This window comes from Longispora fulva (assembly GCF_015751905.1).
Classification (GTDB): domain Bacteria; phylum Actinomycetota; class Actinomycetes; order Mycobacteriales; family Micromonosporaceae; genus Longispora; species Longispora fulva.
In genome coordinates this window covers 6,465,586-6,490,913 of the sequence record NZ_JADOUF010000001.1, presented here as the reverse complement: position 1 = coordinate 6,490,913, position 25,328 = coordinate 6,465,586, and the positions used below count along the sequence as shown (strand labels likewise).

Sequence of the window (25,328 nt, the reverse complement as noted above, 5' to 3'; positions counted from 1 at the left end):
TATGCCAACCATCCGGCCGGCCCAGAGCGTCTCGTCCGTGGACACCACAGAGAGGCCTTCATGAACGAACAGGATTTCCGCGACTTCGTGGCCGCCCGCTCGCCGGCGCTGCTGCGGACGGCGTATCTCCTGGTCGGCGACTGGCACCGGGCTGAGGACCTGCTCCAGACGTCGCTGACCAAGACGTATCTCGCGTGGCGGCGGCTCGGGGAGATCGACGCCGTGGAGCCGTACGTCCGGAAGGTCCTGGTCAACACGGCGACGAGTTGGTGGCGGCGGCGGTGGCTGGGGGAACGGCCCGCCGACGTTCTGCCGGAGGTCGCCGGGCCGGACGAGTCCGACGACCTGGTGGCCCGCGACGCGCTCTGGCGGCAGGTCCGGCTGCTGCCGACCCGGCAGCGCGCGGTTCTCGTGCTGCGGTACTACGAGGACCAGACCGAAGCGGAGACCGCCCGGCTCCTCGGAGTGAGCGTCGGGACCGTGAAGAGCCAGACCTCCCGCGCGCTGGGCACCCTGCGCGGCCGGCTCGGCGACCGCACTCTGGAAGGGGTGACCGCGCGATGAGCACATTCGAAGAGGACCTCCGCCGCAGCCTGGGTCGCCAGGTCGCCGAGCTGCCCGCGGTCCACGACCGGGCCGAGCGGGCGATCCGGTCCGCGCGGACCATCCGCCGCCGTCGGCTGGTCAGTGGCGTGCTGGCCGCTTTCGTGCTGGTGGTGGGCACCGCTGCCGCGTTCGGCGGGCCCAGGGAGTCCTCGAGCCTGCCCCTTCCGCCCGCGACGACGCCCACCGCCGCGCCCACTCCCACGCTCGCCGCGGACGCGCCGCCGCTCGTGGACATCGTGGTGCGGTCGGCCCTGGACACCGTCCGGATCTGGCGGGCCGCCGAGCGGAAGGAGGTCGACGTCTACGACCGGCCCGCCACGACGGTGGTCCGGTTCGGCGACGGCTGGCTGGCCATCGACGACCGGTGGAACCTGGTCCTGCTCCAGCTCGGCCAGAAGCCCATCGCGCTGTCGGCCGGGGTGCGGCAGGTGGCCGTCGCCCCGAACAGCCGCTCCATCGCGTGGCGCAACGACACCATGATGGCCGTCGGCACGGTCACCCCGTCCGGGGTGCTGGTCACCGAGCGGTCCACCGCCGCGCCGGCGAATCCGGAAACCGGGCCGGTGCTGTACACGGGAAAGGTCGTGCTGCTCAGTGGCGCGTTCAACCGGGGCAGGGACGACGAGCACGACATCTGGGTCCCCGGCGACGGCGACTACGTGTCCACCGCGAAGGACAACTCCCACGTGGTACGGATCTTCGGCCGACGCCCGGACACCGGCATGCTGGTGGGCGTCACCCTGAACTCCGACGGCAAGCAGTGCATCGCGGAGCTGGAGCCGGCACCCGGCCTCCGGATCACCCGCAAGTCCTGCGACCTGGACAGCTACGGCTACGCCGGCAGCCTCTCCCCGTCCGGTCGCCGCCTCGCCCTCGACATCAACGAGCCGCACTTCGGCCCGGCGCACCTGACGGTGGTCGACCTCGACGCCCTGTTCACCGCTCCGAAGCCTTCCGTCGTGGCGTTCGGATCGACCTTCTACAACTTCGGTTGGGAGACCGAGGACAGCCTGATCGGCGGGCAGGATCACGCCGTCTGCCGGCTCCAGCCGGCCACGGGCCAGGTCACCGAACTGAACGTGCCCGGCCTCAGCGCCGACCCCGGGGTTTTCGTGGTCCGCTGAACGACGAACGGCCCCCGGGTAACCGGGGGCCGTCGCTGTGTCGGTATCCGTTACGGGTCGACCCGCACCGTCGTGCCGCCGACGGCCTTGGTGCCGTCGCCGTAGGTCACGAAGCCCAGGTAGTGCTTGCCGGCCTCCAGGCCAGCCCAGTTCAGGGTGAAGGTGACGAAGCCACCGACCCGGGAACGCTGGCTCGACGGGGTGACCGAGGCATTGCCGGCGCTGCCGGACAGGACCCAGTCGTACCCGTTGATGGTCACGTCGGAGTGGCCCATCCCGAGGCTGAACAGGTCGACGTAGATCTCGTACGTGCCGGCGGCCGGGGCCGTCAGCGAGATCGACTCCGAGGCGTCCGGCCCGCCGCTGTTGCCGACCTGGACGAGGCCGCCCGGGGTCTGCAGGTAGGCGAACAGGTCCACGTCGGTGCCGTCCGGGTACTCGCCGGCGAACGTCGCGAACTTCAGCAGGTCAGCGCCGGCGGGCACGGTCACGACGACCTTGCCGGTGTGGTCGCTGGTCATCGGGTTCGCCGTGTCGAAGGACCCGCTGGTCGGGTTCTTCAGCAGCAGCGGGGTCGTGTTCGCGGCGGCCAGACCGTTGACGGAGGCGGTGACGGTACCGGCGAACGCGGTGTCCACGCCCAGGTCACGGCTGCCGGAGGTCGAGGTGCCCACGATCTCCTTGGCCACGCTGACCGGGGTCGCCCGCAGGGCGATGGCGCTGCGGACCTTGTGGCCGGGCTTGTCGTGCCAGGTCAGCGAGCCGAACTGGAACTCGTTGAACGGGGCGGTCGTCCGGGTGAACTTGACCTTGTAGTCGTCGTGGCTGTGCGCCGGGACGACCAGCTTGGTCGGGGTGACCTCCACGGTGAAGCCGGGCGGGGCCTCGACGTCGAGGTGGTAGATCGCGTTGGTGTCGGTCACGTTGGTGACCCGCCGGGTGACGGTCTGCACCCCGGGCAGGTCGCCGATCGCGATCGTCGGGTAGTTCAGGTTGCTGGCGTCACGCTTGGGCACGTCGTCGCAGTTCACCTTGAGGGCGTCCTCGGTGGCGCAGACGAAGCGGTCCCAGTCGTTGTAGGTCGACTCGTACACCAGGCCCGGGTCGAACGCGTTGGCCGGCTTGACGTGCCCGGCGCCGAAGTCGAACGGGTTGGCGTTGGCGCCGTCCCGCTGGATCGGCGCGCCGGTGTTGTCGACCTGGCCGGCGGTGGTCATCAGGGCGGACTTGATGGCCATCGGGCCCCAGTCCTGGTGCTTGCTCTTGAGCAGCGCGCCCAGGCCGGCCACGTGCGGGCTGGACATGGACGTGCCGGACAGCGTGCCGAACCCGTTGCCGTTGCTGCTGTCCGGGGAGACCGCGGCGAGCACGTCGACACCGGGGGCGGTGAGGTCGGGCTTGAGCAGGTCACCGTTGGAGATCCGGCCCGGTCCCTTGGAGGAGAACGCCGCCATCTCCGGTGCGCGACCGGCCACCGGGGTACCGGCGGCGAACGCGGCGGTCGGAGAGGCGGTGCCGGCCAGGTAGGCCCGCACGGCCGCGCCGGACACGTTGTCCAGGTGCACGGTCGGCACGAAGTGGAAGTCGGCGTTCAGCGAGTTCGGGGTGACGTTCAGCAGGAGCATGCCGACACCGCCGGCTGCCTTGACCTCGGCGCTCTTGTCGGTCCGACCGTTGGTGCCCCGGTCACACACGACGATCTTGCCCGCGGCCTTGGCCGGGTCGAGGGTACCGGTGAAGCACAGCCGGGCCTGGTTGGCGTCCGCGCCGGCCTTGGCCGCGGCGGCCGAGGCGATCAACGGGGCCGACGGCACGACCGGGCCGAGGCCGACGCCGGTGTAGGTGACGCCGTTGCCCAGGGTGGCCTTGGCCGACCAGAGCCGGTCGTGGGTGCTCGCGGCGACCGTGGTGATCCACGGCGCGTTGTGCGCGTTGGAGCTCGCGCCCTGGTCGCCGGAGTTGCCGGCGGACGCGGAGACGAACACGCCGGCCTTGGCCGCGTTGTAGAACGCGATGGCGACCGGGTCGACGTTGGTGGTCAGCGAACCGCTGATCGAGAAGTTGATCACGTCGACGCCGTCGGCGGTCGCCTGGTCGATGGCCGCGACCGAGTCTGCGGTCGAGCAGCTGGCGTTGCCGCCCCCGACCTCCCAGCAGACCTTGTAGGCCGCGACGCGAGCGGCCGGGGCCATGCCGGAGATCTGGCCGACGGGCACGCCGTTGACCACGGCGGTCACGTTGTTGTTGCCGGCGGCGGTGCTGGCGGTGTGCGAGCCGTGGCCGTCGAAGTCCAGCGGGGAGCGGTGCTCCTCGGGAACGGCGAAGCCCGACAGGTACCAGTGCGCGCCGATCACCTTGTTGTTGCAGGTGATGGTCGGGTCGCAGGTGCCGTGCCACTTGCTGTCGATGATCGCCTGGTCCGGGCGGGGCTCCGGGAGGGCGGCGAAGCTCGGGCTGTCGGTGCGGATGCCGCTGTCGACGACGCCGACGATGACGCCCTCACCGGCGTGGCTGACGTCGCCGAACTGCTTGTTCCACGCGCCGGTCGCGCCGTCCAGCCCGAGGAACCTCGGGGTGGAGACGGTGTCGAGCGTGCGGGCCTCGTCCTTGATGACGGCGGAGACGCCGGGGGTGCCGGCCATCTTGGCCGCCTGCTCGGGGGTCATCCGGGCCGCGAAACCGTTGAAGGTGTACTGGTAGTCGTACAGCTTCTTCACCCCGGGCACCGACTTGAGCACCTGGGTCCGGTTCTGGGCGAGCAGGCCGCTGCGCTGCTTGGCTGCCGCGCTGTGGCTGTCCAGCCGGGTGTCGCCGTCGGGCTTGGCCGCCGCGACCGGCTCGCCGACGAGCTGGACGATATAGGTACCCGTCGGGCCCTGGGCCGCGGCCTCGGACATCGACGGGATCGAGGTCAGAGCCACGGCGGTGGCTCCGAGCGTGAGGGAAATCAAGATTTTTCTGCGGTACGCACGCACTGCGGAACCACCTGTCGATCGAATACGACACATGTCGACGCGACTCTATTGCAGCGCCCGGGGGTCGAGGCAATCCCCGCAATGGACAAGTTCGCGTCGCACTCCCTGTGCGACATATAGACAGGTGACGGTGTGATGCTCCCTTAGGTGAGTACATTGTCGGTGTTACTCAAGGAGAGCTGGTCCTTTGTAGAACAACCGGACGTGCTCGCCAGTAACTTCTACGCACGCATGTTTCTGGCCGAACCACGGCTTAGAGATCTTTTTCCGGTGACGATGAACGTGCAACGAAGTCGGTTACTCGGTGCGATCGTGCACGCCGTACAAAGCGTGGACGATCCGGACGCTTTCGCCGAGTATCTCGGAGCGCTGGGTAGGGACCACCGCAAGTTCCACGTGCTGCCGGAGCAGTACGAGGTCGTCGGGCGGTGCCTGATCGAGGCGCTCCGGGAGTACTGCGGCGACCAGTGGGCCCCGGAGCACGAGCAGGCGTGGCGCGACGCGTACACCGCGATCTCCTCGATCATGGTCGCCGGGGCCGAGGCCGACCGGGACAATCCGCCGTACTGGCACGCCGAGGTGGTCAGCCACGAGCGTCGGTCTTCCGACATCGCCGTCCTCACGGTGCGACCGCTGCGACCGCTGAGGTACCGGGCCGGGCAGTACGTCAGCGTCGAGTGCCGGCACCAGCCCCGGCTGTGGCGGATGTTCTCCATCGCCAACGCGCCCCGCGACGACGGCCTGCTGGAGTTCCACGTCCGGGCGGTCGGCGCCGGCTGGGTGTCCAGCGCGCTCGTCTGGAAGCTGCGGGCCGGCGACATGCTGCGGATCGGCGCGCCGATGGGCACGATGAGCCTCGACCGGACCTCGACCAGGGACGTGGTCTGCGTCGCCGGCGGCACCGGGCTGGCCCCGTTGCGGGCGCTCGTCGAGGAGCTGGCGACCTACAACCGGACCCGCTGGGTGCACCTCTTCTTCGGGGTACGCACCCGCGACGACCTCTACGACCTCGGCGCGCTGCAACGGCTGGCCGCCCGGTACCCGTGGCTGTCCGTCGTGCCGGCCGTCAGCGACGACCCGGGCTACGACGGGGAACAGGGCACGGCGTTCGAGGTGATGGCCCGGTACGGCCCGTGGCAGGAGCACGACTTCTTCGTGTCCGGCTCGCCCTCGATGGTGAAGGCGACCCTGCGCGGCATCGCCGACCTGAACGTCCCCTCGTTCCGGGTCAGGTACGACAGCTTCGGCGACGTGGACTAGCTGTACTCACCCGTGAGGTTGGGTGCGGGCGGCGCTCAGGCGGCGGGCAGCAGTACCGACCGGGCGGCGGACTCGGTCAGGTCGCGCTGGAAGAACGCCCCGCCGGGCTCCTGCAGCTGCGAGCCGGTCAGCAGGTCGCCCGTGTCGACCGGCGCGAAGCCGAGCTGCACGACGATCGCGGCCACGGTCTCCTTGGCCTCGGCGTCGTCCCCGCACAGCGGGATCATCCGCCGGTCGGGGCGCCCGGCCTGGTCGCGGAGGTGTTCCCAGTACAGGGCGTTGAAGGCCTTCACGACCCGTGCGCCCGGCAGCCGCTCGGCGGTCCAGGCGCTCGACGTCCGGCCGCCGAGGTCGTCCTCTGGCTCGGCGTTCATCACGTCGACCACGACCTTGCCGGTGACCGCCGTCGGGCTGGGCAGCGCGGACCGCTCGCGCCACGGGGCGGCGAGGATGACCAGCTCCGCGGTGTGCGCTGCGCCGTTCACGGTGTCCGCGGACGTCAGTGGGCCGAGCACCCGCAACCAGCTCGCCAGCGACTGCGGTCCGCGGGAGTTGGCGAGGATCACCTGGTGGCCGACGCCGACCAGGTGTCCGGCGAGAGTCGCCCCGACCCGTCCGGTGCCGATAAGCCCAATACGCATAGCGACATGATCTAGTAAAATTCCATCTTTTTCCGGACAACACGCCGAAGGCCCTGATAAACACTCCGAGTGACAGTCGATACTGGCAGATCGCCGTGCAGAGCGGCTAAGGTTAGGCGACCCTAAAGTGTCGAGCCGGAGGTCAGTTCGTGGGCATGCGCCGAGTCGCACCCGCTGGAGCGCTCCGGCCCGGTACCAGATCATCACGTTCTGTGGTCGCATGACCACGTCCCTGGCGCTCCCGTCGCCGGTCCAGCCGATCCTTGCCACCCTCGCGGCGGTCCGCGCCGCGCGCGACGGCCGGCTCGGCGTCGCCGACTCCCTGGTCGTGGACGACCCGACCGGCTGGTCCCCAGCCACCTGCTTCACCGACGGCACCGCGGTGACCCAGCTGCTCGCCGGCCCCCGCGAGTCCTGGGACGCGGCCCCGCACGCCGCCGGCGCGCTGGCCTGGAAGGCCTACACCTACTGGCTCACCCTGCCGGCCGTGCTCGGCTACGCCGCGGTGCGCCGGGTCCCGCTGCTGCACGCCGGCAACGTGCTGATCCGGATGTCGCCGGACAAGCCCTTCGTCACCGTGGGCATGCGCCGCCTCGCCGTCGCCGTGCTGCCCAACGACCCGGCCGCAGGCCTTCGCGGTGTCCGGGTGGTCCCCGACGAGGAGGCGCTGCTCCAGCTCTTCCGGACCACCCTCGTCGACCAGCACCTCGCGCCCCTGCTCACCCAGCTGCGCTACCACGCCAGGGTCGGCCGACGCACGCTCTGGGGCTCGCTGGCCTCCGGTGTCGCGCACGCCGTCGCCCAGGCCGCGCCCACCCTGCCCTGGGACGCGCTGGCCACCGCCCGCCGACTGCTGGACACCCTGCAGGTTTCCGACCTGGTGGATGTCGAACGCCAACCTGATGGCGACCTGCGGGTCCAGCGCCGCACGTGCTGCCTGGCGTTCACCGTCCAGTGCCTGAAGACCTGCTCCTCCTGCTGCCTGCCGGATCAGGCCGCGCACTGAGGACATGCCCGCTCTTCGGGTCGGACAGGACCATGGCGCCGGCCGTAGTCTCGCCAGATGACCGATTCCATTGTGGAGCGCTACGTCCGGCTGGGGCTCCGGCTTGACCGGCGTGTGGAGGGAACCGTCGACTCCTACGCCGGGCCACCGGAACTCGCGGCCGAAGTCGCTGCTGGGGACCTGCCCGGAGCCCGGGCACTCGTCGACGAGGCGGAGGCGCTGCTCACCGAGCTGCCGGACAGCTGGCTTCGGGACCAGGTAGCCGGCCTGCGCACCTGCGCCGGGATGCTGGCGGGCGAGTCACGCTCCTACGCCGACGAGGTGCACGGGTACTACGGGGTGCGGCCGTCCTGGACAGACGAATCGGTCTTCACCGAGGCGCACGAGCGCCTGGACGCGCTGCTGCCCGGGACAGGACCGCTGGCCGAGCGCCTGGAAGAGTGGCGCAGGTCGATGTTGGTACCGGCCGACCGGGTCGAGAGCACGGTGGCCACGGTCATCGCGGAGGCCCGTAGGTGGACCGGCCAGCTCATCGAGCTACCGCCCGGGGAGGGCGTCGACCTGGAGTTCGTGCGGGAGGTGCCCTGGAACGGGTACAACACCTATCTCGGCGACCTGCGCGGCCGGGTCGAGATCAACGTCGACCGGCCGATGACGGGGTATCAGCTGTTGCATCTCGTGTTGCACGAGACCTACCCCGGCCATCAGGCCGAGCGCGCCGCCAAGGAGAACCTGCTGGTGCGTGGCCAGGGGAGGTTGGAGGAAACCATCGTGCTGGCACCCACCCCGCAGTCGCTGATCGCCGAGGGCATCGGGGAGATCGCTCCGGAGCAGCTTCTCCGGGGCGAGGCCGGCGCGGCACTCGCCGGCATTGTGCGTGACTCGGGCGTGGATCTCGATCTCGCCCACTCGCTCACCCTGGATGAGGCCGTCGAATCATGTAGGTGGGCCAGCGTCAACGCTGCCCTGATGCTGCACGAGCACGAAGCTGGCGCGGCGGAGGTGTCGGCGTACCTGCAACGCTGGGAGATGCTGAACCCGGAGGACGCCGGGCGGGTGATCCGCTTCGTGACAGATCCGACGTCGCGGACCTACAGCTTCAACTATCCGGCGGGGCGGCGGCTCTGCCGCGCCTACGCGAAGGCCGTGCCGGACGGCTTCCGGCGGTTGCTGACCGAGCAGGTCCGGGTGGGCGACCTACTCAGAGCCACCGTCTGACCCCAGCTCGGGTTCAACGCCCAGCCGGCCCGAGTTCTGGGCCGGCCATCTGCGTGTCCAGACGTATGTCACAGCGGAGGGCGTGGGATTCGAACCCACGAAGGTTTCCCTTACCGGTTTTCAAGACCAGCGCCATCGGCCACTAGGCGAGCCCTCCTGACCTGCATGAACACCCCGAACACGCCGCCTCTGGCTGAGGCGTGTCCCGCGACTGTCCCGCAGCGGGTCCGGACGCGTCCGCGGACTGCCCGTTCCCGACGCATAGTCTGCCAGATTCGATCGCCCCGGTGAGAGCGACCGTGACCAGCTCGCCGGTGATCTCTTCCTGCCCATCGACGCGGTGGGCACCTGGCCGGGGGAGGGATGGCCCTCTCCTCCGGCCGTCGGCGCGTGCGTGGTGAGCCGGCGCGCTAGGTTCAGGGCATGTACGCGATGACACTCCCCACCTTCGGCGACCCCGACGTCCTCACCTGGGCAGAGGTCGACGACCCCGTCCCCGGCCCCGGCGAGGTCCTGATCGAGGTGGCCGCCACCGCCGTCAACCGCGCGGACCTGCTCCAACGCCAGGGGAAGTACCCGGCCCCGCCCGGGTCGCCGGCGTGGCCGGGGCTGGAGTGCTCGGGGCGGATCATCGGGCTGGGGGCCGGCGTGACCGGCTGGCACGTGGGCGACGAGGTGTGCGCGTTGCTGCCCGGCGGCGGGTACGCCGAGAAGGTGGTCGCCGACGCCGGCCTGCTGCTCCCGGTACCCGGAAATGTCGAACTGGCCGACGCCGCAGCCCTGCCGGAAGTGGCCGCCACGGTCTGGTCGAACGTCTTCGCGCTGGCCGGGTTGAAGGCCGGGGAGCAGTTCCTGGTGCACGGCGGGGCCAGCGGGATCGGCACGTTCGCGATCCAGTTGGCCAAGGCGTGGGGAGCGAAGGTGGCGGCGACGGCGAGCGCGGCCAAGCACGACGCGCTGCGGGCGCTGGGCGCGGACCTGACGATCGACTACCGGTCGGAGGAGTTCGAGGACCTGGTCAGCGCGGACGTGATCCTGGACATCATGGGCGCGTCGTACCTGGAGCGCAACATCGAGGCGCTGGCCCCGGGCGGGCGGCTGACGATGATCGGCACCCAGGGCGGGGTGAAGGCCGAGTTCGACCTGCGCCGGTTGATGGCCAAGCGCGCGTGGATCGCCGCCACGACGCTGCGGGCCCGGCCGGTCGAGAACAAGCGCGAGATCATCGCGGAGGTCCGCGAGCAGGTCTGGCCGTTGGTCGAGGCGGGGAAGGTGCTGCCGGTGATCGACCGGCGGCTGCCGCTGACGGAGGCCGCCGAGGCGCACCGGGTGGTCGAGGCCAACGCGCACGTCGGCAAGGTGCTGCTCACCCTCTGACGAACTACTTGACGAGGAAACGCGGCCCGGGCCCCTGGGTCGCGTACTCGTCGCCCGGGTTGGACAGCGCGCACTTCCGCAACGACAGGCACCCGCACCCGATGCATCCGTCCAGCCGGTCGCGCAGCCGCTGGATGAGCGCGATCTGCTCGTCCAGCCGGGTCTGCCACTTCCGCGACAACCGCTCCCAGTCGGCCTTGGTCGGCGTCCGGTTCTCCGGCAGCGAGGCCAGCGCCGCCGCGATCTCGTCGAGGGACAGCCCGACCTGTTGGGCGATCCGGATGAAGGAGACCCGGCGGAGTTCCGCTCGCCCGTACCGCCGCTGGTTGCCGCTGGTCCTCGTCGAGTGGATCAGGCCCTTGTCCTCGTAGAACCGGAGCGCTGACGGTGCCACGCCGCTGCGGTGCGCGAGATCGCCGATCGTGAGAGTGTCCACCGTCACAGGCCCCTTGAGCTCAAGTCAACTTGAACTTGCAGTCTAGCGGCATGGAACAACTCCTCGCCCTGCGGCAGAGATTCACCGGGGACGACAAGCACCTGCCGAGCGCCACGTCCACGATGGACGTGCTGTGGACGCTCTACGACCGGGTGCTGCGGATCGACCCGGCCAAGCCCGACGCTGACGACCGCGACCGGTTCTTCCTGTCCAAGGGGCACGGGCCGGCGCTGTTCTACGCGGTACTCGCCGACAAGGGCTTCTTCCCCGCCGAGTGGCTGGACGACGCGGCCATGGTGACCAGCCCGCTGGGCCACCACCCGGACCGGATACTGGTCCCGGGCGTGGAGATGTCCGCCGGGTCGCTGGGCCACGGCCTCCCCCTGGCGACGGGTACCGCGCTGGGCCTGCGCCTGCAGGGCCTGACCACCCCCAGGGTCTACGTCCTCCTCGGTGACGCCGAACTGGACGAGGGCTCCAACCACGAGGCAATCGCGTACGCCGGGGCCACCGGCCTCGACAACCTCGTCGCCGTGGTCGTCGACAACTCCTCGGCGAGCCACGGCTGGCCCGGCGGCATCGCGTCCCGGTTCGCCGTGAACGGCTGGTCCACCGCCACCGTCGACGGCCGCGACCACGACGCCCTCGAAACCGCGCTCACCACCCTCCTTCCCGGCCGGCCGCACGTGGTCGTCGCACTCGTGGAGCCCAAGAATGCGTAACTCCTTCATCGAGACCACCACGGCCCTCCTCGACGAGGACCCCCGGGTGGCCGTGGTGCTCGCCGACATCTCCTCGGCCGCCTTCGACGACGTGCGCAGCGAAAGACTCGTCAACGTGGGCATCCGCGAGCAGCTGATGGTCGGGGTGGCCGGAGGGCTGGCCCTGGCCGGGCTGCGGCCGATCGTGCACACCTACGCGCCGTTCCTCGTGGAGCGGGCCTTCGAGCAGGTCAAGCTCGACTTCGGTCACCAGGGCGTCACGGGGGTCCTGGTGAGCGTCGGCGCGTCGTACGACTGGACGGAGGGCGGCTACACCCACATGTCGCCCAGGGACGTCGCCCTGCTGGACACGATGCCCGGCTGGCGGGTGCACGTGCCGGGCCACGGGGACGAGGTCGACGGCCTGCTGCGGTCCGCCGTCGCGGGTGACGAGCAGGTCTACATCCGGCTGTCGACCCGGACGAACCGGGAGGCGCACGCGCCGGAGCTGCACAAGGTCAGAGGCGACGATGGCCCGCTCGTCCTCGCGGTCGGTCCGGCCCTGGACAACGTTCTCGCCGCGACGGAGGGGCTGGACGTGACCGTGGCCTACACGGCGACGCCCCGGCCGTTGGACGTCGCCGGCCTGCGGGCCCTGGTCACCACTCCGGAGCTGGTGGTCGTGGAGCCGTACCTGGCCGGCACGTCCGCGCACCTGGTCTACGACGCGCTCAACGACCGGCCGCGCCGGCTGCTGTCGCTCGGGGTGGGCCGCGAGGAACTCCGGGTGTACGGCACCCCGGCCGACCACGACCGGCTGCACGGCCTGGACCCGGCGGGCCTGCGCGCGTCGATCACCGGCTTCCTCGGCGACTGAGCCGGAGCGGACGGGCCCGACCGCAGACGGGCCCTCAGCTCGGTCGGACCACTGCGGGCGCTGGCGTGGCCTGGCCGAACAGCGCCGCCGCGAGATCACTGAGCGTCCGCACCCCGCGCTCGAGGGAGTCCTCCCCGGTCGGCATCTGGTACATGATCGCCAGGATGTATCGCTGACCGGCGCCCACGAACCCGACGGTGCTGGTGTCCCAGTGGCTCTCGTCGTCGTAGGAGTCCTCCAGCCAGCCGTTCTTCACCCCGGGCTCCAGGGCCGGCCCGACGGACCACACCCCCCAGTGCTGGATCTCCGCCACGTGCCGCATCGCCCCGACCACGTACGCCCGGTCCTCGGAGTTCAGGGAGCCCAGCACGTACGCCATCAGGTTCGCCAGGTCGTCGGGCCGGCAGACCAGCGCGCCCCAGTCGTCGTTCTCGCCCTCCATCGCGAGGCCGGACATGCCGTAGCGGCCCTGGAAGACCGGCAGCATGCCCTGCTCGCCGAAGCCGGCCCAGATCCGGTCGGCCGCCTCGTCGTCGGACACCGAGAGCATGTCGGCGATGTCCTCGCGGTCGCCGGGGCCGAGGGTGACCGCGCCGGCCCGGGACTGCTCCAGCACGTACACGGCCATCGCGAGTTTGATCGTCGACCCGGTCCAGCTGGTCTGGTCGGCGGCCCCCGCCTGCCAGGTCGCGCCGGTCACCCGGTCGCGGAGCACGAGGCCGAGCTGGCCGGGACTGGCCGCGATCCGCGCGGTGGCCTGCTGGAAGCGCGCCGCCCACTCGCACGGCCAGCCGCCGCAGCCGGGGGTGGCCTCCGCCCCGCGCGGCGACGACAGGGCCGGGATCGGGGAGACCGCCGTGGGTCGGGCCGTGGGCGCGGCGGTCGCCGGTCCGCGCTCGTCCGTGACCGCGCAGCCCGCAAGAGTCAGTACCAGTGCGAGGCCGAGGGTTGCGGCGCTCTTCATGGGTAGACCTCCGGACGCACCCGGTCGGGTGGGGATGCGTCTACCCAGAATGACGCGTTCGACCGGGTTGCCGGTTGAGCACGTGACCTGATCTTTACTTGCGGGGCTTCCGGCGGGCCCGCTCACGGGTCAGGATCCAGAGCGCCTCGACGCCGTCCTTCCACGTGATCTTCTTGCCCTCCTCGCGGGACCGGGCCCGGTAGGAGATCGGCACCTCGAAGGGCCGCACGCCCCGGCGGAGCAGTTTGCCGGTGACCTCGGCCTCCATGCCGAAGCCGCGGGACTTGACGTTCAGCGACTTGTACAGCGCGACCGGCATCAGCTTGTAGCAGGTCTCCAGGTCGCCGATGTACGAGTTGAACAGCACGTTCGCCGCGAGGGTGACGCCCTTGTTGCCCATCACGTACCAGAACGAGTAGGAGCTGTGGCCGCCGAAGCTGCGGTTGCCGTAGACGACCTCGCCGTGTCCGTCGAGCACCGGCTGGAGGAGCCGGGGGATGTCGTTCGGGTCGTACTCCAGGTCGGCGTCCAGGATCACCATGTAGTCACCGGAGGCGCTGTGCACCGCGGTCAGGATCGCCGCGCCCTTGCCCTGGTTGCGCTGGTGCTTGAACACCTTCACCCGGGGGTCGTCGACCTCCGCCAGGATCTCGACGGTGCGGTCCTTGCTCCCGTCATCAACGATGACCAGCTCGATCTCGCACGGGTAGTTGACGTTGAGCGCCTGCTTGACGGCGTCGGCAACGCGGACTTCCTCGTTGTAGACCGGCATGAGGATCGAGAGCTTCACAGAGAGCTCCGGGCGAATCGGTGACAGGACATGGACAGACTACTGCCACCGGTGAGGTGTGATGAACTGCCCCCGGACTGTGAGTAACCCACGAGTCTCCTTGACATGGGCCGGTGGAGGGACCAGATTTCCTACGGTGACCATCATTGCCGGCGACTCCGGACTCCAGACATCAGTACTGGAGGATCTGGGCGATGCCCGCAAATATCGGCGTTGGTTGGCAGAACTCACCCTGCCACACCTCGGCGAGCACCCGTTGGAGATCGGCAGCGGGCTCGGCGACTACGCGGAGGAGTGGATCCCGCACCTGTCGGCGATGACGGCCAGCGAGGCGGAACCGGACAGGTTCGCCCAGCTCAAGGCCCGCTACCACGAGCACCCGACGATCAGCGTCCGCCAGCTCGGGCTGCCCAGCGAGCCGGATCCGGTGCCGCGGTACACCTCTGTGGTGTCCCTCAACGTGCTGGAGCACATCGCCGACGACGTGGGCGCGCTGCGGTCGATGCGCGGTTTCGTGCGGCCCGGCGGGACCGTGGTCGCGGTGGTGCCGGCGTTCCCGTCCGCGATGAGCCGGTTCGACCACGCGATCGGACACCAGCGCAGGTACACCCGGAAGTCGGCCGTCGCGGCGTTCGAGGCGGCGGGGCTGACCGTCGAGATGGCCAGGTACGTGAACCCGATCGGCCTGCTGACCTGGTACGTGAGCGCGAAGGCGCTGCGGATGATCCCGCGCAACGGGCTGGGCCTGCGGCTGTACGACACGGCGGTGGTCCCGGTGGCCCGGCTCGTGGACCGGGTCTGGGCGCCGTTCGGCCAGTCGGTGTTCGTGGTGGCCCGGGTCTGACCCCGGGCCGAGCCAGCCCGGCCCAACCCGGCGCCAGCCCAGGGGCCGGCCTGCGGTCTAGAACATCCCCGTGGGCTGCCACGCCCCGTGCACGTCCCGCAGCCGCGCCACGACCTCCCCGATGGTCGCGTACGCCCGGACGGCCGCCACACAGGCCGGCACGATGTTCTCCCCGGCCAGCGCCGCGTCCGTGACATCGCCGAGCACGCCGGCCACGGACCCCCGCGACGCCCGCACGGCCCGCACCGCAGCCACCTGTGCGGCCTCCATCTCCGGGTCGACGGCGAACACGTCGAGCGGGCCCTTGGGCTCCTGGTAGACGTTGACCCCGACGACGGTGCGCGCCCCGGACTCGATCTCCTGGGCGTGCTGGTACGCCGCGTCGGACAGCTCGCTGACCAGGTACCCGGACTCGATGCACGCGAGCGCGCCGCCCCTGCGGTCCACGGCGTCCATCACGTCGAGGATGTCGCGCTCGACGGCGTCGGTGAGGGCCTCCACGTACGGCGCGCCGCCGAGCGGGTCGACCACCCCGTTGAGCCCGGTCTCGAAGGCCACGATCTGCTGGGTACGCAGCGCGAGGGTCGCCGCGGCCTCGGTGGGCACGCCGAGCGCCTCGTCGTACGCGGAGACGTGCATGGTCTGGATGCCCCCGAGGGCGGCGGCGATCGTCTCGGCGGTCGCCCGGACCACGTTGTTCAACGGCTGCTGGGCGGTGAGCGAGCTGCCGGCCGTGAACGCGAAGATCCGCAGTTGTTCGCTGCGGGGGTCCTGGGTCCCGTAGCGGGACCGCACCAACCGCGCCCACACCCGGCGGGCGGCGCGCAGCTTCGCGATCTCGCCGAGCACGTCCATGTTCACCGACAGGAACGTGAACAACGTCGGGGCCACCGCGTCGACCGACAGTCCCCGGCGCACGCACTCGTCCAGGTAGGCGATGGCGTTGGCGAAGGTGTACCCGATCTCCTGCGCGGCGTTGGAGCCGGCCTCGCGGATGTGGTAGCCGGACATGGCCAGGGGCACCCAGCGCGGGGTGTGCCGCACGCAGTGCTCGATGGTGTCCACGGCCAGCCGCAGCGACGGCGCGGGCGGGAAGATCTGTGTCCCCCTGGCCACGAACTCCTTCAACACGTCGTTCTGGATGAACAACCCGAAATCATTCGGGTGTACGCCGCGCTTCTCCGCCAACGCCGTGAACAGCGCCGTCCACAGGTACCCGATGGAGTTCGCGGTCGTGCGGACCTGGCTGATCTTCTCCAGGGGGATGCCGGCCATCAGGATCTCGATGTCGGCGAGCGAGTCGATGGCGACCCCGACCCGGCCGACCTCGCCGAGCGCCCTGGGGTCGTCGGAGTCGAGACCGAGCTGGGTGGGCAGGTCCAGCGCGACGGAGAAGCCGGTGACGCCCTGGTCGAGCAGGGTGCGGAACCGGGCGTTGGACTGGGCCGGCGAGCCGAATCCGGCGTACTGGCCCATGATCCAGGGCTTCGCGGTGTCGCTGATCCCCCGGGTGTAGGGAAACTCGCCCGGCTGCTCAGACATATTCCGCTCGCAGCACGTTCTTCGCGATCTTGCCGGTGGAGTTCAGCGGGAAGTCCGCCCGGGCGTGGATCTCCTTGGGCTTCTTGAAGCTCGCCAGCCGGTTCCGGCAGTGCTTGTCGACCTCCTCCGGCGTGGCGGTTCCGGTGTAGAGGGCCACGATCCGCTGCCCCCAGTCCGGATCGGCCACCCCGATGACCGCCACCTCCCGTACGCCGGGCACCTCGGCGATCACGGCCTCGACCTCACTCGGGTACACGTTGTACCCACCCGTGATGATCATGTCGCCCTTGCGGTCCACGAGCCACAGCCGGTCGTTCTCCAGCCGGCCCAGGTCGCCGGTGTGCAGCCAGCCGTCCCGCACGACGCGGTGCGTGTCGCCGGCCACGCCCCAGTACCCGCCCATCACGTGCTCGCCGCGGGTCACCACCTCGCCGATCACGCCGTCGGCCACCGGGCGGCCCTCCTCGTCGACGATCCGCAGGTCCACCCCGATCCCCGGCCGGCCGGCGCTGGCCAGCAGGTCGTCGCGCGCGTGGTCGGCGGCGTCCAGGATCGTCACGGGCGGGATGGCCTCGACCAGGCCGTAGTACTGCACCAGGTTCGGGGTCAGCTGGGCCATCGCCTGGCGGATCTGCTCCGGGGCCATCGGGGCCCCGGCGTAGGCGAGCATCCGCAGCTCGGGCAGGGACTCGCCGGTCGCCAGCAGCCGGGCCACCATCGTCGGCACGAGTGCCGTGTGCGTGACCCCCTTGGTGCGCACCGCGTCCACCACCGAGGCCGCGTCGAACTGCGGCAGGATCACCTGGGTCGCGCCCGCCGCGAGGAACGGCAGCAGGAACAGCCCGGACGTGTGCGTGATCGGCCCGGCGTGCAGGTACACGTCGTCGGGGCCGGGCGGACCGCCGAGCACGTCGTAGGTCATGTTCATCAGGCTCGCGTACCGGTTGCGGTGCGTGCGCCGGACGCCCTTCGGCCGGCCCGTCGTCCCGGACGTGTAGTTCAGGCTGACCAGCTCGTGGTGCGCGTCGACGGAGCCCGCAGCCATGATCCGCTCGTAGTTCTCGCCGATCACCACCTGGTGGGGCAGGTCGAGGCCCGGGTCGTACCTCGGGTCGCGGATGATGCCCACCGCCCCGGAGTCCTCGGCGATCCGCGCCCAGTCGTCGGCGTGCAGCCGGTAGTTCAGCGCCACCCGGACCAGGCCGGCCGTGGCCAACGCCAGATCCGTCTCCACGTACGTGTTCTGGTTCGGCTGCAGGTCCAGCACCCGGTCACCCGGCTTCAGGCCCAGCTCCAGCAGCCCGCGCGCGAGCCGCTGGACCCGGTCCCCCAGCTCCGCGAACGTACTCGTGCCCTGGGGGCCGTCCAGCGCGATCCGGTCGGCGTACCGCCGGGCCGCCCTGGTCACCAGAGTGCCAACGTCCACTTCAGACCTCCCTGACGGCCGCGGCGTCGAGGACGACGGCACCGCGCTCCCTGACGAGTACCGGATTGAGCTCCACCGCGATGTCGGCCGGCCAGCGCGCGGTGAGCGCCACGAGCCCGGCCACGACGTCGAGCAGCGCCGAGGTGTCCAGGGCCGGCTTCCCCCGGTACCCGTCGAGCAGTCTTGCGATCTTCAGCTCTTCCAGCATGGTCGCCGGATCGGCCGGCAGCAGGCGGATCGCCACGTCGTCGAGCAGCTCGGCGAGCGTGCCGCCGGCCCCGATCGTCAGCACCCGGCCGAGCGGGCTCGGCGAGATCCCGACCAGGACCTCCACCCCTCCGCCGACCTGCTCCTCGGCCCACACCCGACCGATCGTCGCGATCTTCCGGAACGCCTCGGCCACGTTCTCCTTCGTGACGTTCAGGATCACGCCGCCCGCCTCGGTCTTGTGCACCAGGCCGGGGGCGACGGCCTTGAGGACGGCGCGCTCGAAGTCGAAGTCGGCGGGGCTGTCGAGGAACCGGCCACGCGGGACGGGGACGCCCGCGGCGCGCAACGCCTCCTTGAGCCGCCATTCGTCGGTGATCGGCTCGGTGCCGCCGTCGGCTTCGGGGGCGGTGTCGGCGTCGATGGTCGTGGACGCGGCTTGCCGCAGGGTCGCGGCCAGGGCCCGAACCGCGCGCGCCGGGGTCGGGAACGACGCCACGCCGAGCGCCCGCAGCATCGCCGTCGCCGCCGGAGCCAGATGCTCGGCCCCCGTCCGGGCCACGACCACCGGCTTCGTGACCTGACGGAGCGCGTCCACGATCCCGGTGACGTCGTCGCCGGTCAGGACGCAGAAACACAGCACGACCGCGTCCACGCCCGGATCGCGGTCCACAGCGCTCAGGCACCGCTCCACCAGGGTCCGGTCCCGCATCACGCTCGCGGTCACGTCGATCGGATTCTCGGTACTCCCGAACACCGGCACGATCTCCGCCAGCGCCTCCCGGGTGTCCCCGGCGAGCTCGGCGAGCACGAGCCCGGCGGCCTCCACGGCATCGGCCGCGAGAATCCCGGACCCACCCGACGTGGTCACGACAGCCACCCGGACCGGCCCGACCCGGGGAGGCTCCTCGGTGTCGACGACTCCGGCAGAGCGCGGCTCCGCGTAGTCGGCGACCCGGGACCTGCCGGAACGTGGGCGCGACCTCGTCCGACGCGCTGAAGCCGCGAACGCCTCGCCCGCGTCCAGCAGGTCATCCAGATCGGCCACCCGGGTGATCCCGAGCTGCCGGAGCGCCGCGTCCACCACCCTGTCGTCTCCGGCCAGCGCCCCGGTGTGCGAGGCGGCCGCCCGACGGCCGGCGGCGGAACGGCCCGCGACCAGAAGTGCCACCGGCTTCCCCCTGGACGCGAGCCGACGCAGCGCCGAACCGTCGCGGAGAGACTCGACATAGCCGAGCAGGCCGACACAGTCGGGCTCGGCCGCGAGCTCCGTGAGGACTTCCAGAGCGGTGACGTCGGCCTCGTTGCCTGTCGTGACGACCCAGCCGAGGGGAAGACCCCTGTCGACGGCGAGGCTCGCGGCACCGAAACCGAGCGCGCCGCTCTGGCTGACGAGGGCGACTGCGGTCCGGCTCCGGATGTTGGTGTGCCGCCCCTGCACGATGGCCCGACCTGGCACGACCTCAGACCCGGCGAGCGGGTTGGTGTCGGCCCGCAGGGTGGTCGCGGCTCCGGCGAACCAGGGGCTGAAGCTCGCGACCAGGCCGGTGGCGAGGGTCGCGGCGCCGATGCAGTTCGGGCCGAGGATCCGAGTGCCGCCCCGCGCCGCCAGCAGCTGCTCCTGCAACTCCGGCGCGCCAGCCTCGGCGAACCCGGACGCGCCGAGGATAGCGACGGGCACGCCGTGCGCCGCGCACTCCGCGACAGCCGCGACGGCCTTGTCCGCCCCGACCATGATCAGGGCGAGGTCCACGGGTCCGGCGGCGGCGAGGCTCGGGTAGGCGCGGAGGCCGCAGATCTCTGTTGCCGTCGGGTTGATCGGCAGAATCTGACCGGAATATCCGTATCTTAGGAGGTACTCCACCGGGAGCCGCCCCAGCGAACCGGCGCGGCCCGAGGCCCCGACGACCGCGATGGAGCGCGCCGACCACAACATCGACAGTCCAGCCACGCCCGAAGCGTGTCACGCTTTCGTTGCGGCCGTCAAGAACCCAACATATCCGGGGCTTCGGGGAGTTCCTCGCAGCGGTGCCGACGTCGCCGAGGCGGAGACGCGGCGTAGTCAGATGACGTTCGTGAAGTTGATCTGTTCACCCCTGGCCAGGGCGCCGGTCAGGACCCGATCGCCGCGCGGGCCTCCGCGAGCACCGTCGGCCAGGCCGCCGACAGCGGGTCGATCAGGCCGAAGTGTTCGATGCCGGGAAGCTCGACCAGGCGCGACCCGGTCCGGGCCGCGTACGCCCGGGACAACTCCACCGGCACCTGCGCGTCCTCGGTGCCGTGGATCAGCGTCCCCACCCGGCTCGGCTCGGCCGCGACATACCGCTCGGGCACCTCCCCGGGCCCCCCACCCAGCAGCAGATGCGCCGCCCGGTCGTCCAGCTCGTGCGCACCGGCCAGGCCGGTCACCGGCGCGAGAGCCAGCACCGGGCCGTCCGCGGCGGCCCACAGCGCCAGATGGCCACCGGCCGAGTGCCCGGAGACCAGGGCGATCTCCTGGCCGAGGATCCGGGGCACCTCGGCGAGGGCGAGCGTGACGTCGTCGAACGTGCCGGGCCAGCCGCCGCCGGGCTGACCGGTGCGGCGGAACTCGATCGTCGCCACCCGGTACCCCTCGGCCGCCAGGCCACAGGACAGCGGGCCGACATGCGCGCGGTCGTACTCCGCGCGCCAGAAGCCGCCGTGCACGAACACGACCAACGGGCCCGTGCCCCGGACGTCGAACACCTGGTCAGGGTGGTCGCCGTACGGCTCGGTGAAGTCGGGGGCCGGCGCGGGGCGGGTCAACACCTCTCGAGGATCCACGGGCAGAGGTTATCGTGTCCGCGTGACGACCGTTGAGTACACCGATATCCGCTACGCGGTCGCCGACCGGGTCGCGACCATCACGATCGACCGGCCGGACCGGATGAACTCGTTCCGGGGCCGGACCGTCGACGAGCTGATCCACGCGTTCAAGACGGCGTGGGCCGCCCGGGACGTGGCCGTCGTGATCCTGACCGGCGCGGGCGAGCGGGCCTTCTGCGCGGGCGGCGACGTCAAGGAACGCGCCGAGACGGGCAGCTACGGGCCGACCGAGTGGGGCACGTTCGAGATCGAGCGGCTGCACCGGATGATCCGCGACATCCCCAAGCCGGTGATCGCCGCCGTGAACGGGGTCGCGGTCGGCGGCGGGCACGTCCTGCACGTGCTGTGCGACCTGACCATCGCGGCGAACCACGCCAGGTTCGGCCAGTCCGGGCCCCGGGTGGGGTCGTTCGACGCGGGCTTCGGGTCGGCGTACCTCGCCCGGGTCGTCGGCGAGAAGCGCGCCCGGCAGCTGTGGTTCCTCCTGGAACTCATCGACGCGGACACGGCCCTGAGCTGGGGACTCGTCAACAAGATCGTGCCGGGCGACGAGCTGGCCGATGCCGCGATGGCCTGGGGCCGCCAGATCGCCAGCTACTCGCCCACCGCGCTGCGGTTCCTCAAGCACTCCTTCAACGCCGACTCCGACCACCTGGCCGGCCTGTCCCACCTGGCCTTCGACGGCCTGGAGTTGTTCAGCCACACGGACGAGGCCGCCGAGGGCGCGGCGGCGTTCGCGGAGAAGCGCCTGCCGGACTTCGACCCCTACCGCTGAAACCCAAGATCATTTTTTGATTACGGCGACACCCGCTCCCGGTTCCAGCGGCCGCCCGGGCCGGCCTGCCGGGTGCGGGTGCGCTGCGGTCCGGCGCCAGGCGCTGGCGCCTGTCCGCCGGGTGCCGCGGCCAGCTCAGCCGGCGACGGCACCCGACCCCACGGCCCTACAGATACTGTCCCGTGCGGCTCTGCCCCGGCCCGTCCTGCGGCCCGGCCCCACCCGGCCCTGCCGGCAACGCGGCCGGCCCCCGCCGGATCTGCTCCAGCTGCATCCGCGCCGCCATCTGCTGCGCCATCAACGCCGCCTGGATCCCGTGGAACAACCCCTCCAGCCACCCCACGAGCTGGGCCTGGGCGATGCGCAGCTCCGCCTCCGACGGCACGTCGTCGTCGGTGAACGGCAGGGTCAGCCGCTCCAGCTCGTCGCGCAACTCCGGGGCCAGCCCGTCCTCGAGCTCGAGGATGGAACGGTGGTGGATCTCCTTCAGGCGACGGCGTCCCGCCTCGTCCAGGGGGGCGACCCGGACCTCTTCGAGAAGCTGTTTGATCATGCTGCCGATCCGCATGACCTTGGCCGGCTGCTCGACCAGACGCGACGGGTCGTTGTCGTCATCGCTCCCGACAAGGATGATCTGCTGCTCACGCGGCTGCTCTGTCATGTACCTATCCTGCCTCAGCGTCCGGACCACCGGGGACCACCGACCCGACCGCCAAAATTCACCAGGACAGGTCACTACGTACGGTGACGGATTGAGCTAACGTCGGAAAATGACGCCACTGCTCATCGCAACGGACCTCGACGGGACCCTCGTTCGGACCGATGGCACGGTCAGCCTGCGCACCCGCAGGGTTCTCGACCGGGTGCGAGCCGCCGGCATCCCCCTCGTCGGGGTCACCGGACGGGGCCCGCGACTCATCGAGCTGTGCCGGCAGGACATCCCGGCCGCCAGCTACCTCGCCCTGGCCCAGGGCGGGTACGTGCTGGACAACGCCACCGACCGCTGGCTGCGGGAGACCTCCCTCGACGGGACGGTCTTCGCCAAGGCCGTCGACCTGATCGAGACCGAGGTCGGCCCGGTGCACGTCACTGTGGAGGCCGACATCTCCCCGGAGGGTCCGCTGTGGGGGGACCCGGGGCCGAGCTGGCCGTTCACCGACACCTCGTGGCGGCCGATGCCCCGGGCCGAGGCGCTGTCCGGGCCGGTGTTGAAGGTGTTCGTCCGGGCCCCGGCGCTTTCGCCCGACGAGTTGCTGGCCGTGGCCCGGTCCGTGGTGCCGCCGTCGCTGTGCGAGGTGACCGAGGCCGGCACCGGCTACCTGGAGCTGACCCCGCCCGGCGTCACGAAGGCCACCGGGCTCGCCGTGATCACCAGCACGCTCGGCATCGACCCGGCGGACGTGCTGGTCTTCGGGGACGCGCCGAACGACGTGCCCATGCTGGGCTGGGCCGGCCGGCGGGTCGCGGTGGCCAACGCGCACCGCGAGGTGCTCGCGCTCGCGGACGAGGTGACGCTGAGCAATGACGAGGACGGCGTGGCCGCGTACCTAGAAAAGCTTCTCTAGGATCAGCGCGACGCCGTCCTCCTCGACCGTGGCGGTGACCTCGTCGGCTGCGGCCTTGATCGGGTCGGCGGCCTGGCCCATCGCGACCGAGTGCCCGGCCCAGGCGAACATCGCCAGGTCGTTGCCGGCGTCCCCGATCACCAGGGTCTCCTCGGCCGTGATGCCGAGGTTGGCGGCGAGCCGGGCCACGCCGCTGCCCTTGTTCACGCCGGCCCGGGTGATGTCCATCCAGCCGGAGTAGCCGAGCTCGACGTGGTACTCGGCGGACGACAGTCCGGCACGGTCGAGCAGCACCTCCGCCTCGCGCCGGCGGGCCCGCAGGTCCTCCAGCGTGGTGTTCTCGGTGTGCAGGTCACCGGCGACCCGGCAGATCAGCCGAGCCGTCGGCTGCGCGACCAGCTCGTCGCGGGACACCTCGCGCAGGTAGCCGATGGAGTGCTCCAACGGGAACTCCGCCGTGTACAGGTACCCGTCCGTCTCGTGTTCGACGGCGAACCCGGCGTCCGGCGCGATCGCCGCCAGCGCGTCGACCGCCGGCTTCGCGTCGATGAGCACCCGGAAGATCACCTGGTCGGTGTCGAGGTCGTAGCCGACCGCCCCGTCGGAGCAGACCAGCTCGATCCCTGACAGGCCGAGCATCCGGACCGTGGGCAGCGTGGTCCACACCGCCCGGCCGGTCGCGACGGTCACCGTCGCGCCGGCCTCGATCGCGCGGGCGATCGCCTTGCGGACCCGGGGACTGGGCTCGAGGAACTTCCCCGAGTACGGCACGACGGTGCCGTCCAGGTCGAGCACGACCAGCCGGGGCGCGGCGCCCGGCCTCCGGTCGTCGTCCTCGGCAGCCCGGGGCACTCCGATCCTCGGCGCCCCCGGCCTCCGGTCGTCGTGCCCTGGCGTGCTCACAGTGTTTCCCGACCGCCCAGGAACGGCTGCAGCGCCTTGGGGACCCGGACCGTGCCGTCGGGCTGCTGGTGCTGTTCGAGCAGGGGCACGAGCATCCTGGTGGTGGCCAGGGTGCCGTTGAGGGTGGCGACCGGCTGGGTCTTGCCCTCCTCGTCGCGGTGCCGGATGTTGAGCCGGCGGGCCTGGAACGTCGTGCAGTTCGACGTGCTGGTCACCTCGCGGTACTGCTGCTGCGACGGCACCCACGCCTCGCAGTCGAACTTGCGCACCGCGCTCGACCCGAGGTCACCGGCCGCCACGTCGATCACCCGGTAGGACAGCTCCAGCTTGCCGAGCAGCTCCTCCTCCCAGGCGAGCAGCCGCAGGTGCTCCTCGGCGGCCTGCTCCAGGGCCACGTAGGAGAACATCTCGACCTTGTCGAACTGGTGCACCCGGATGATGCCCCGGGTGTCCTTGCCGTAGCTGCCGGCCTCGCGGCGGTAGCACGACGACCAGCCGGCGTACCGCTTCGGCGTCGTCACGTCGAGGATCTCGTCCCGGTGGTACCCGGCGAGGGCCACCTCGCTCGTCCCGACCAGATACAGGTCGTCGGCCGGCAGGTGGTAGATCTCGCTGGCGTGCGCGCCGAGGAACCCGGTGCCCTCCATCGACTCCGGCTTGACCAGCGAAGGCGTGATCATGGCCGTGAAGCCGTACTCGACGGCCTGGTTCATGCCCAGCTGGAGCAGCGCGAGCTGGAGCAGCGCGCCGGGCCCGGTGAGGAAGTAGAACCGCGAGCCCGAGACCTTCGCGCCGCGCTCCATGTCGATCGCGCCGAGCTTCTCGCCGAGCTCCAGGTGGTCGAGCCCGAGCGGCTGCTTCTCGCCGACCTCGCGGAGCACGATGTAGTCGTCCTCGCCGCCGGGCGGGGCGCCCTCGACGATGTTCGGGACGGCGAACTGGGCGGCGCGCAGGGCCACCTCGGCCTCGGTGACCGCGGCGTCGGCGGCCTTGACCTCCGCCGACAACTCCTTGGTCCGGGCCAACAGGGCCGTCTTCTCCTCGCCCTTGGCCGTCGCGACCTGCTTGCCGAGCACCTTCTGCTCGGCGCGCAGCCCCTCGAAGTGGGCCACGGCGTGCCGGCGGGACTCGTCGGCGGTGAGCAGGGCGTCAACGGCCGATTCCGACTCGCCACGTGCTCTTTGGCTCGCTCGGACGGTCTCCGGGTTCTCGCGCAGCAGGCGCAGGTCAATCATGGTGACCAA

General features: G+C 71.1%; 23 protein-coding genes and 1 tRNA gene. 11 read left to right on the top strand and 13 right to left on the bottom strand.

Annotated features, from left to right (window positions below):
* The first annotated feature begins 60 nt into the window (after nucleotides 1-60).
* Both IW245_RS29545 and IW245_RS29540 read left to right on the top strand, forming a co-directional pair.
* A complete protein-coding gene (locus IW245_RS29545; RefSeq protein WP_197006410.1) occupies nucleotides 61-564 on the top strand; it encodes a SigE family RNA polymerase sigma factor in 504 nt (167 codons plus the stop codon).
* The gene (locus IW245_RS29540) at nucleotides 561-1,730 is read left to right on the top strand and encodes a hypothetical protein (protein ID WP_197006409.1); all 1,170 of its coding nucleotides are present in this window, start codon (nucleotides 561-563) and stop codon (nucleotides 1,728-1,730) included. Before IW245_RS29545 ends, IW245_RS29540 begins: the two co-directional genes overlap by 4 nt.
* Before the next feature lie 50 nt (nucleotides 1,731-1,780).
* On the opposite strand, the gene IW245_RS29535 is transcribed toward IW245_RS29540, so the two are convergent.
* Nucleotides 1,781-4,681, bottom strand: coding sequence for a S8 family serine peptidase (locus IW245_RS29535; RefSeq protein WP_231398979.1), 2,901 nt, complete (start codon nucleotides 4,679-4,681; stop codon nucleotides 1,781-1,783).
* Between the two features lie 171 nt (nucleotides 4,682-4,852).
* On the opposite strand from IW245_RS29535, the gene IW245_RS29530 reads away from it, so the two are divergent.
* Complete coding sequence (locus IW245_RS29530; RefSeq protein WP_197006408.1) at nucleotides 4,853-5,965, top strand: globin domain-containing protein; 1,113 nt, start codon at nucleotides 4,853-4,855, stop codon at nucleotides 5,963-5,965.
* Between the two features lie 35 nt (nucleotides 5,966-6,000).
* Here the strand turns inward: IW245_RS29530 and IW245_RS29525 are convergent, their stop codons facing one another.
* Entirely contained in the window at nucleotides 6,001-6,606 is a 606-nt protein-coding gene (locus IW245_RS29525) for an NADPH-dependent F420 reductase (protein WP_197006407.1), read from the bottom strand.
* A gap of 220 nt (nucleotides 6,607-6,826) precedes the next feature.
* Here IW245_RS29525 and IW245_RS29520 point away from each other — a divergent pair, with 220 nt between their 5' ends.
* Together IW245_RS29520 and IW245_RS29515 are read left to right on the top strand one after the other, a co-directional pair.
* The gene (locus IW245_RS29520) at nucleotides 6,827-7,612 is read left to right on the top strand and encodes a ferric iron reductase (RefSeq protein ID WP_197006406.1); all 786 of its coding nucleotides are present in this window, start codon (nucleotides 6,827-6,829) and stop codon (nucleotides 7,610-7,612) included.
* A 57-nt stretch (nucleotides 7,613-7,669) separates the two neighbouring features.
* Nucleotides 7,670-8,830: a hypothetical protein gene (locus IW245_RS29515; protein ID WP_197006405.1), complete on the top strand. Its 1,161-nt coding sequence runs from the start codon at nucleotides 7,670-7,672 to the stop codon at nucleotides 8,828-8,830.
* Between the two features lie 74 nt (nucleotides 8,831-8,904).
* On the opposite strand, the gene IW245_RS29510 is transcribed toward IW245_RS29515, so the two are convergent.
* Nucleotides 8,905-8,987, bottom strand: a tRNA-Ser gene (locus IW245_RS29510).
* Nucleotides 8,988-9,253: 266 nt separating this feature from the next.
* Between IW245_RS29510 and IW245_RS29505 the strand changes: the two genes are divergently transcribed.
* Nucleotides 9,254-10,207 carry an NAD(P)H-quinone oxidoreductase gene (locus IW245_RS29505; RefSeq protein ID WP_197006404.1) on the top strand — a complete coding sequence of 318 codons (954 nt, stop codon included), beginning with the start codon at nucleotides 9,254-9,256 and terminating at the stop codon, nucleotides 10,205-10,207.
* Nucleotides 10,208-10,211: 4 nt separating this feature from the next.
* Here the strand turns inward: IW245_RS29505 and soxR are convergent, their stop codons facing one another.
* Complete coding sequence (gene soxR, locus IW245_RS29500; protein ID WP_372445262.1) at nucleotides 10,212-10,643, bottom strand: redox-sensitive transcriptional activator SoxR; 432 nt, start codon at nucleotides 10,641-10,643, stop codon at nucleotides 10,212-10,214.
* A gap of 50 nt (nucleotides 10,644-10,693) precedes the next feature.
* Between soxR and IW245_RS29495 the strand changes: the two genes are divergently transcribed.
* Nucleotides 10,694-11,365 carry a thiamine pyrophosphate-binding protein gene (locus IW245_RS29495; RefSeq protein WP_197006402.1) on the top strand — a complete coding sequence of 224 codons (672 nt, stop codon included), beginning with the start codon at nucleotides 10,694-10,696 and terminating at the stop codon, nucleotides 11,363-11,365.
* Complete coding sequence (locus tag IW245_RS29490; RefSeq protein ID WP_197006401.1) at nucleotides 11,358-12,221, top strand: transketolase family protein; 864 nt, start codon at nucleotides 11,358-11,360, stop codon at nucleotides 12,219-12,221. Before IW245_RS29495 ends, IW245_RS29490 begins: the two co-directional genes overlap by 8 nt.
* Nucleotides 12,222-12,255: 34 nt before the next feature.
* Here IW245_RS29490 and IW245_RS29485 read toward each other — a convergent pair whose 3' ends face one another.
* Nucleotides 12,256-13,185: a serine hydrolase gene (locus IW245_RS29485; RefSeq protein ID WP_197006400.1), complete on the bottom strand. Its 930-nt coding sequence runs from the start codon at nucleotides 13,183-13,185 to the stop codon at nucleotides 12,256-12,258.
* Nucleotides 13,186-13,279: 94 nt separating this feature from the next.
* Entirely contained in the window at nucleotides 13,280-13,975 is a 696-nt protein-coding gene (locus tag IW245_RS29480) for a glycosyltransferase family 2 protein (protein ID WP_197006399.1), read from the bottom strand.
* A 136-nt stretch (nucleotides 13,976-14,111) separates the two neighbouring features.
* Between IW245_RS29480 and IW245_RS29475 the strand changes: the two genes are divergently transcribed.
* On the top strand, nucleotides 14,112-14,819 hold the full coding sequence (locus IW245_RS29475; RefSeq protein ID WP_197006398.1) for a class I SAM-dependent methyltransferase: 708 nt from the start codon (nucleotides 14,112-14,114) through the stop codon (nucleotides 14,817-14,819).
* A gap of 57 nt (nucleotides 14,820-14,876) precedes the next feature.
* Here the strand turns inward: IW245_RS29475 and IW245_RS29470 are convergent, their stop codons facing one another.
* The 4 genes from IW245_RS29470 to IW245_RS29455 form a co-directional block, all read right to left on the bottom strand.
* The gene (locus IW245_RS29470) at nucleotides 14,877-16,361 is read right to left on the bottom strand and encodes an acyl-CoA mutase large subunit family protein (protein ID WP_197006397.1); all 1,485 of its coding nucleotides are present in this window, start codon (nucleotides 16,359-16,361) and stop codon (nucleotides 14,877-14,879) included.
* The gene (locus IW245_RS29465; protein WP_197006396.1) at nucleotides 16,354-17,787 is read right to left on the bottom strand and encodes a class I adenylate-forming enzyme family protein; all 1,434 of its coding nucleotides are present in this window, start codon (nucleotides 17,785-17,787) and stop codon (nucleotides 16,354-16,356) included. The genes IW245_RS29470 and IW245_RS29465 overlap by 8 nt, the downstream gene beginning before the upstream one ends.
* Nucleotide 17,788: 1 nt before the next feature.
* Nucleotides 17,789-19,945 (bottom strand): acetate--CoA ligase family protein, encoded by a 2,157-nt coding sequence (locus tag IW245_RS29460; protein WP_197006395.1) that lies wholly within the window; start codon nucleotides 19,943-19,945, stop codon nucleotides 17,789-17,791.
* Between the two features lie 161 nt (nucleotides 19,946-20,106).
* Nucleotides 20,107-20,805 carry an alpha/beta hydrolase family protein gene (locus IW245_RS29455; RefSeq protein WP_197008744.1) on the bottom strand — a complete coding sequence of 233 codons (699 nt, stop codon included), beginning with the start codon at nucleotides 20,803-20,805 and terminating at the stop codon, nucleotides 20,107-20,109.
* 16 nt (nucleotides 20,806-20,821) lie between these two features.
* Between IW245_RS29455 and IW245_RS29450 the strand changes: the two genes are divergently transcribed.
* Nucleotides 20,822-21,616, top strand: a complete 795-nt coding sequence (locus IW245_RS29450; protein WP_197006394.1) for an enoyl-CoA hydratase-related protein — start codon at nucleotides 20,822-20,824, stop codon at nucleotides 21,614-21,616.
* Nucleotides 21,617-21,782: 166 nt separating this feature from the next.
* On the opposite strand, the gene IW245_RS29445 is transcribed toward IW245_RS29450, so the two are convergent.
* Nucleotides 21,783-22,277, bottom strand: a complete 495-nt coding sequence (locus IW245_RS29445; RefSeq protein WP_197006393.1) for a bacterial proteasome activator family protein — start codon at nucleotides 22,275-22,277, stop codon at nucleotides 21,783-21,785.
* Nucleotides 22,278-22,386: 109 nt separating this feature from the next.
* Between IW245_RS29445 and IW245_RS29440 the strand changes: the two genes are divergently transcribed.
* The gene (locus IW245_RS29440) at nucleotides 22,387-23,181 is read left to right on the top strand and encodes an HAD family hydrolase (protein WP_197006392.1); all 795 of its coding nucleotides are present in this window, start codon (nucleotides 22,387-22,389) and stop codon (nucleotides 23,179-23,181) included.
* On the opposite strand, the gene IW245_RS29435 is transcribed toward IW245_RS29440, so the two are convergent.
* Both IW245_RS29435 and serS read right to left on the bottom strand, forming a co-directional pair.
* Nucleotides 23,164-24,084, bottom strand: a complete 921-nt coding sequence (locus IW245_RS29435) for an HAD-IIB family hydrolase (protein WP_197006391.1) — start codon at nucleotides 24,082-24,084, stop codon at nucleotides 23,164-23,166. The genes IW245_RS29440 and IW245_RS29435 overlap by 18 nt on opposite strands.
* Nucleotides 24,081-25,319: a serine--tRNA ligase gene (serS, locus tag IW245_RS29430; RefSeq protein WP_197006390.1), complete on the bottom strand. Its 1,239-nt coding sequence runs from the start codon at nucleotides 25,317-25,319 to the stop codon at nucleotides 24,081-24,083. The genes IW245_RS29435 and serS overlap by 4 nt, the downstream gene beginning before the upstream one ends.
* Nucleotides 25,320-25,328 lie beyond the last annotated feature (9 nt).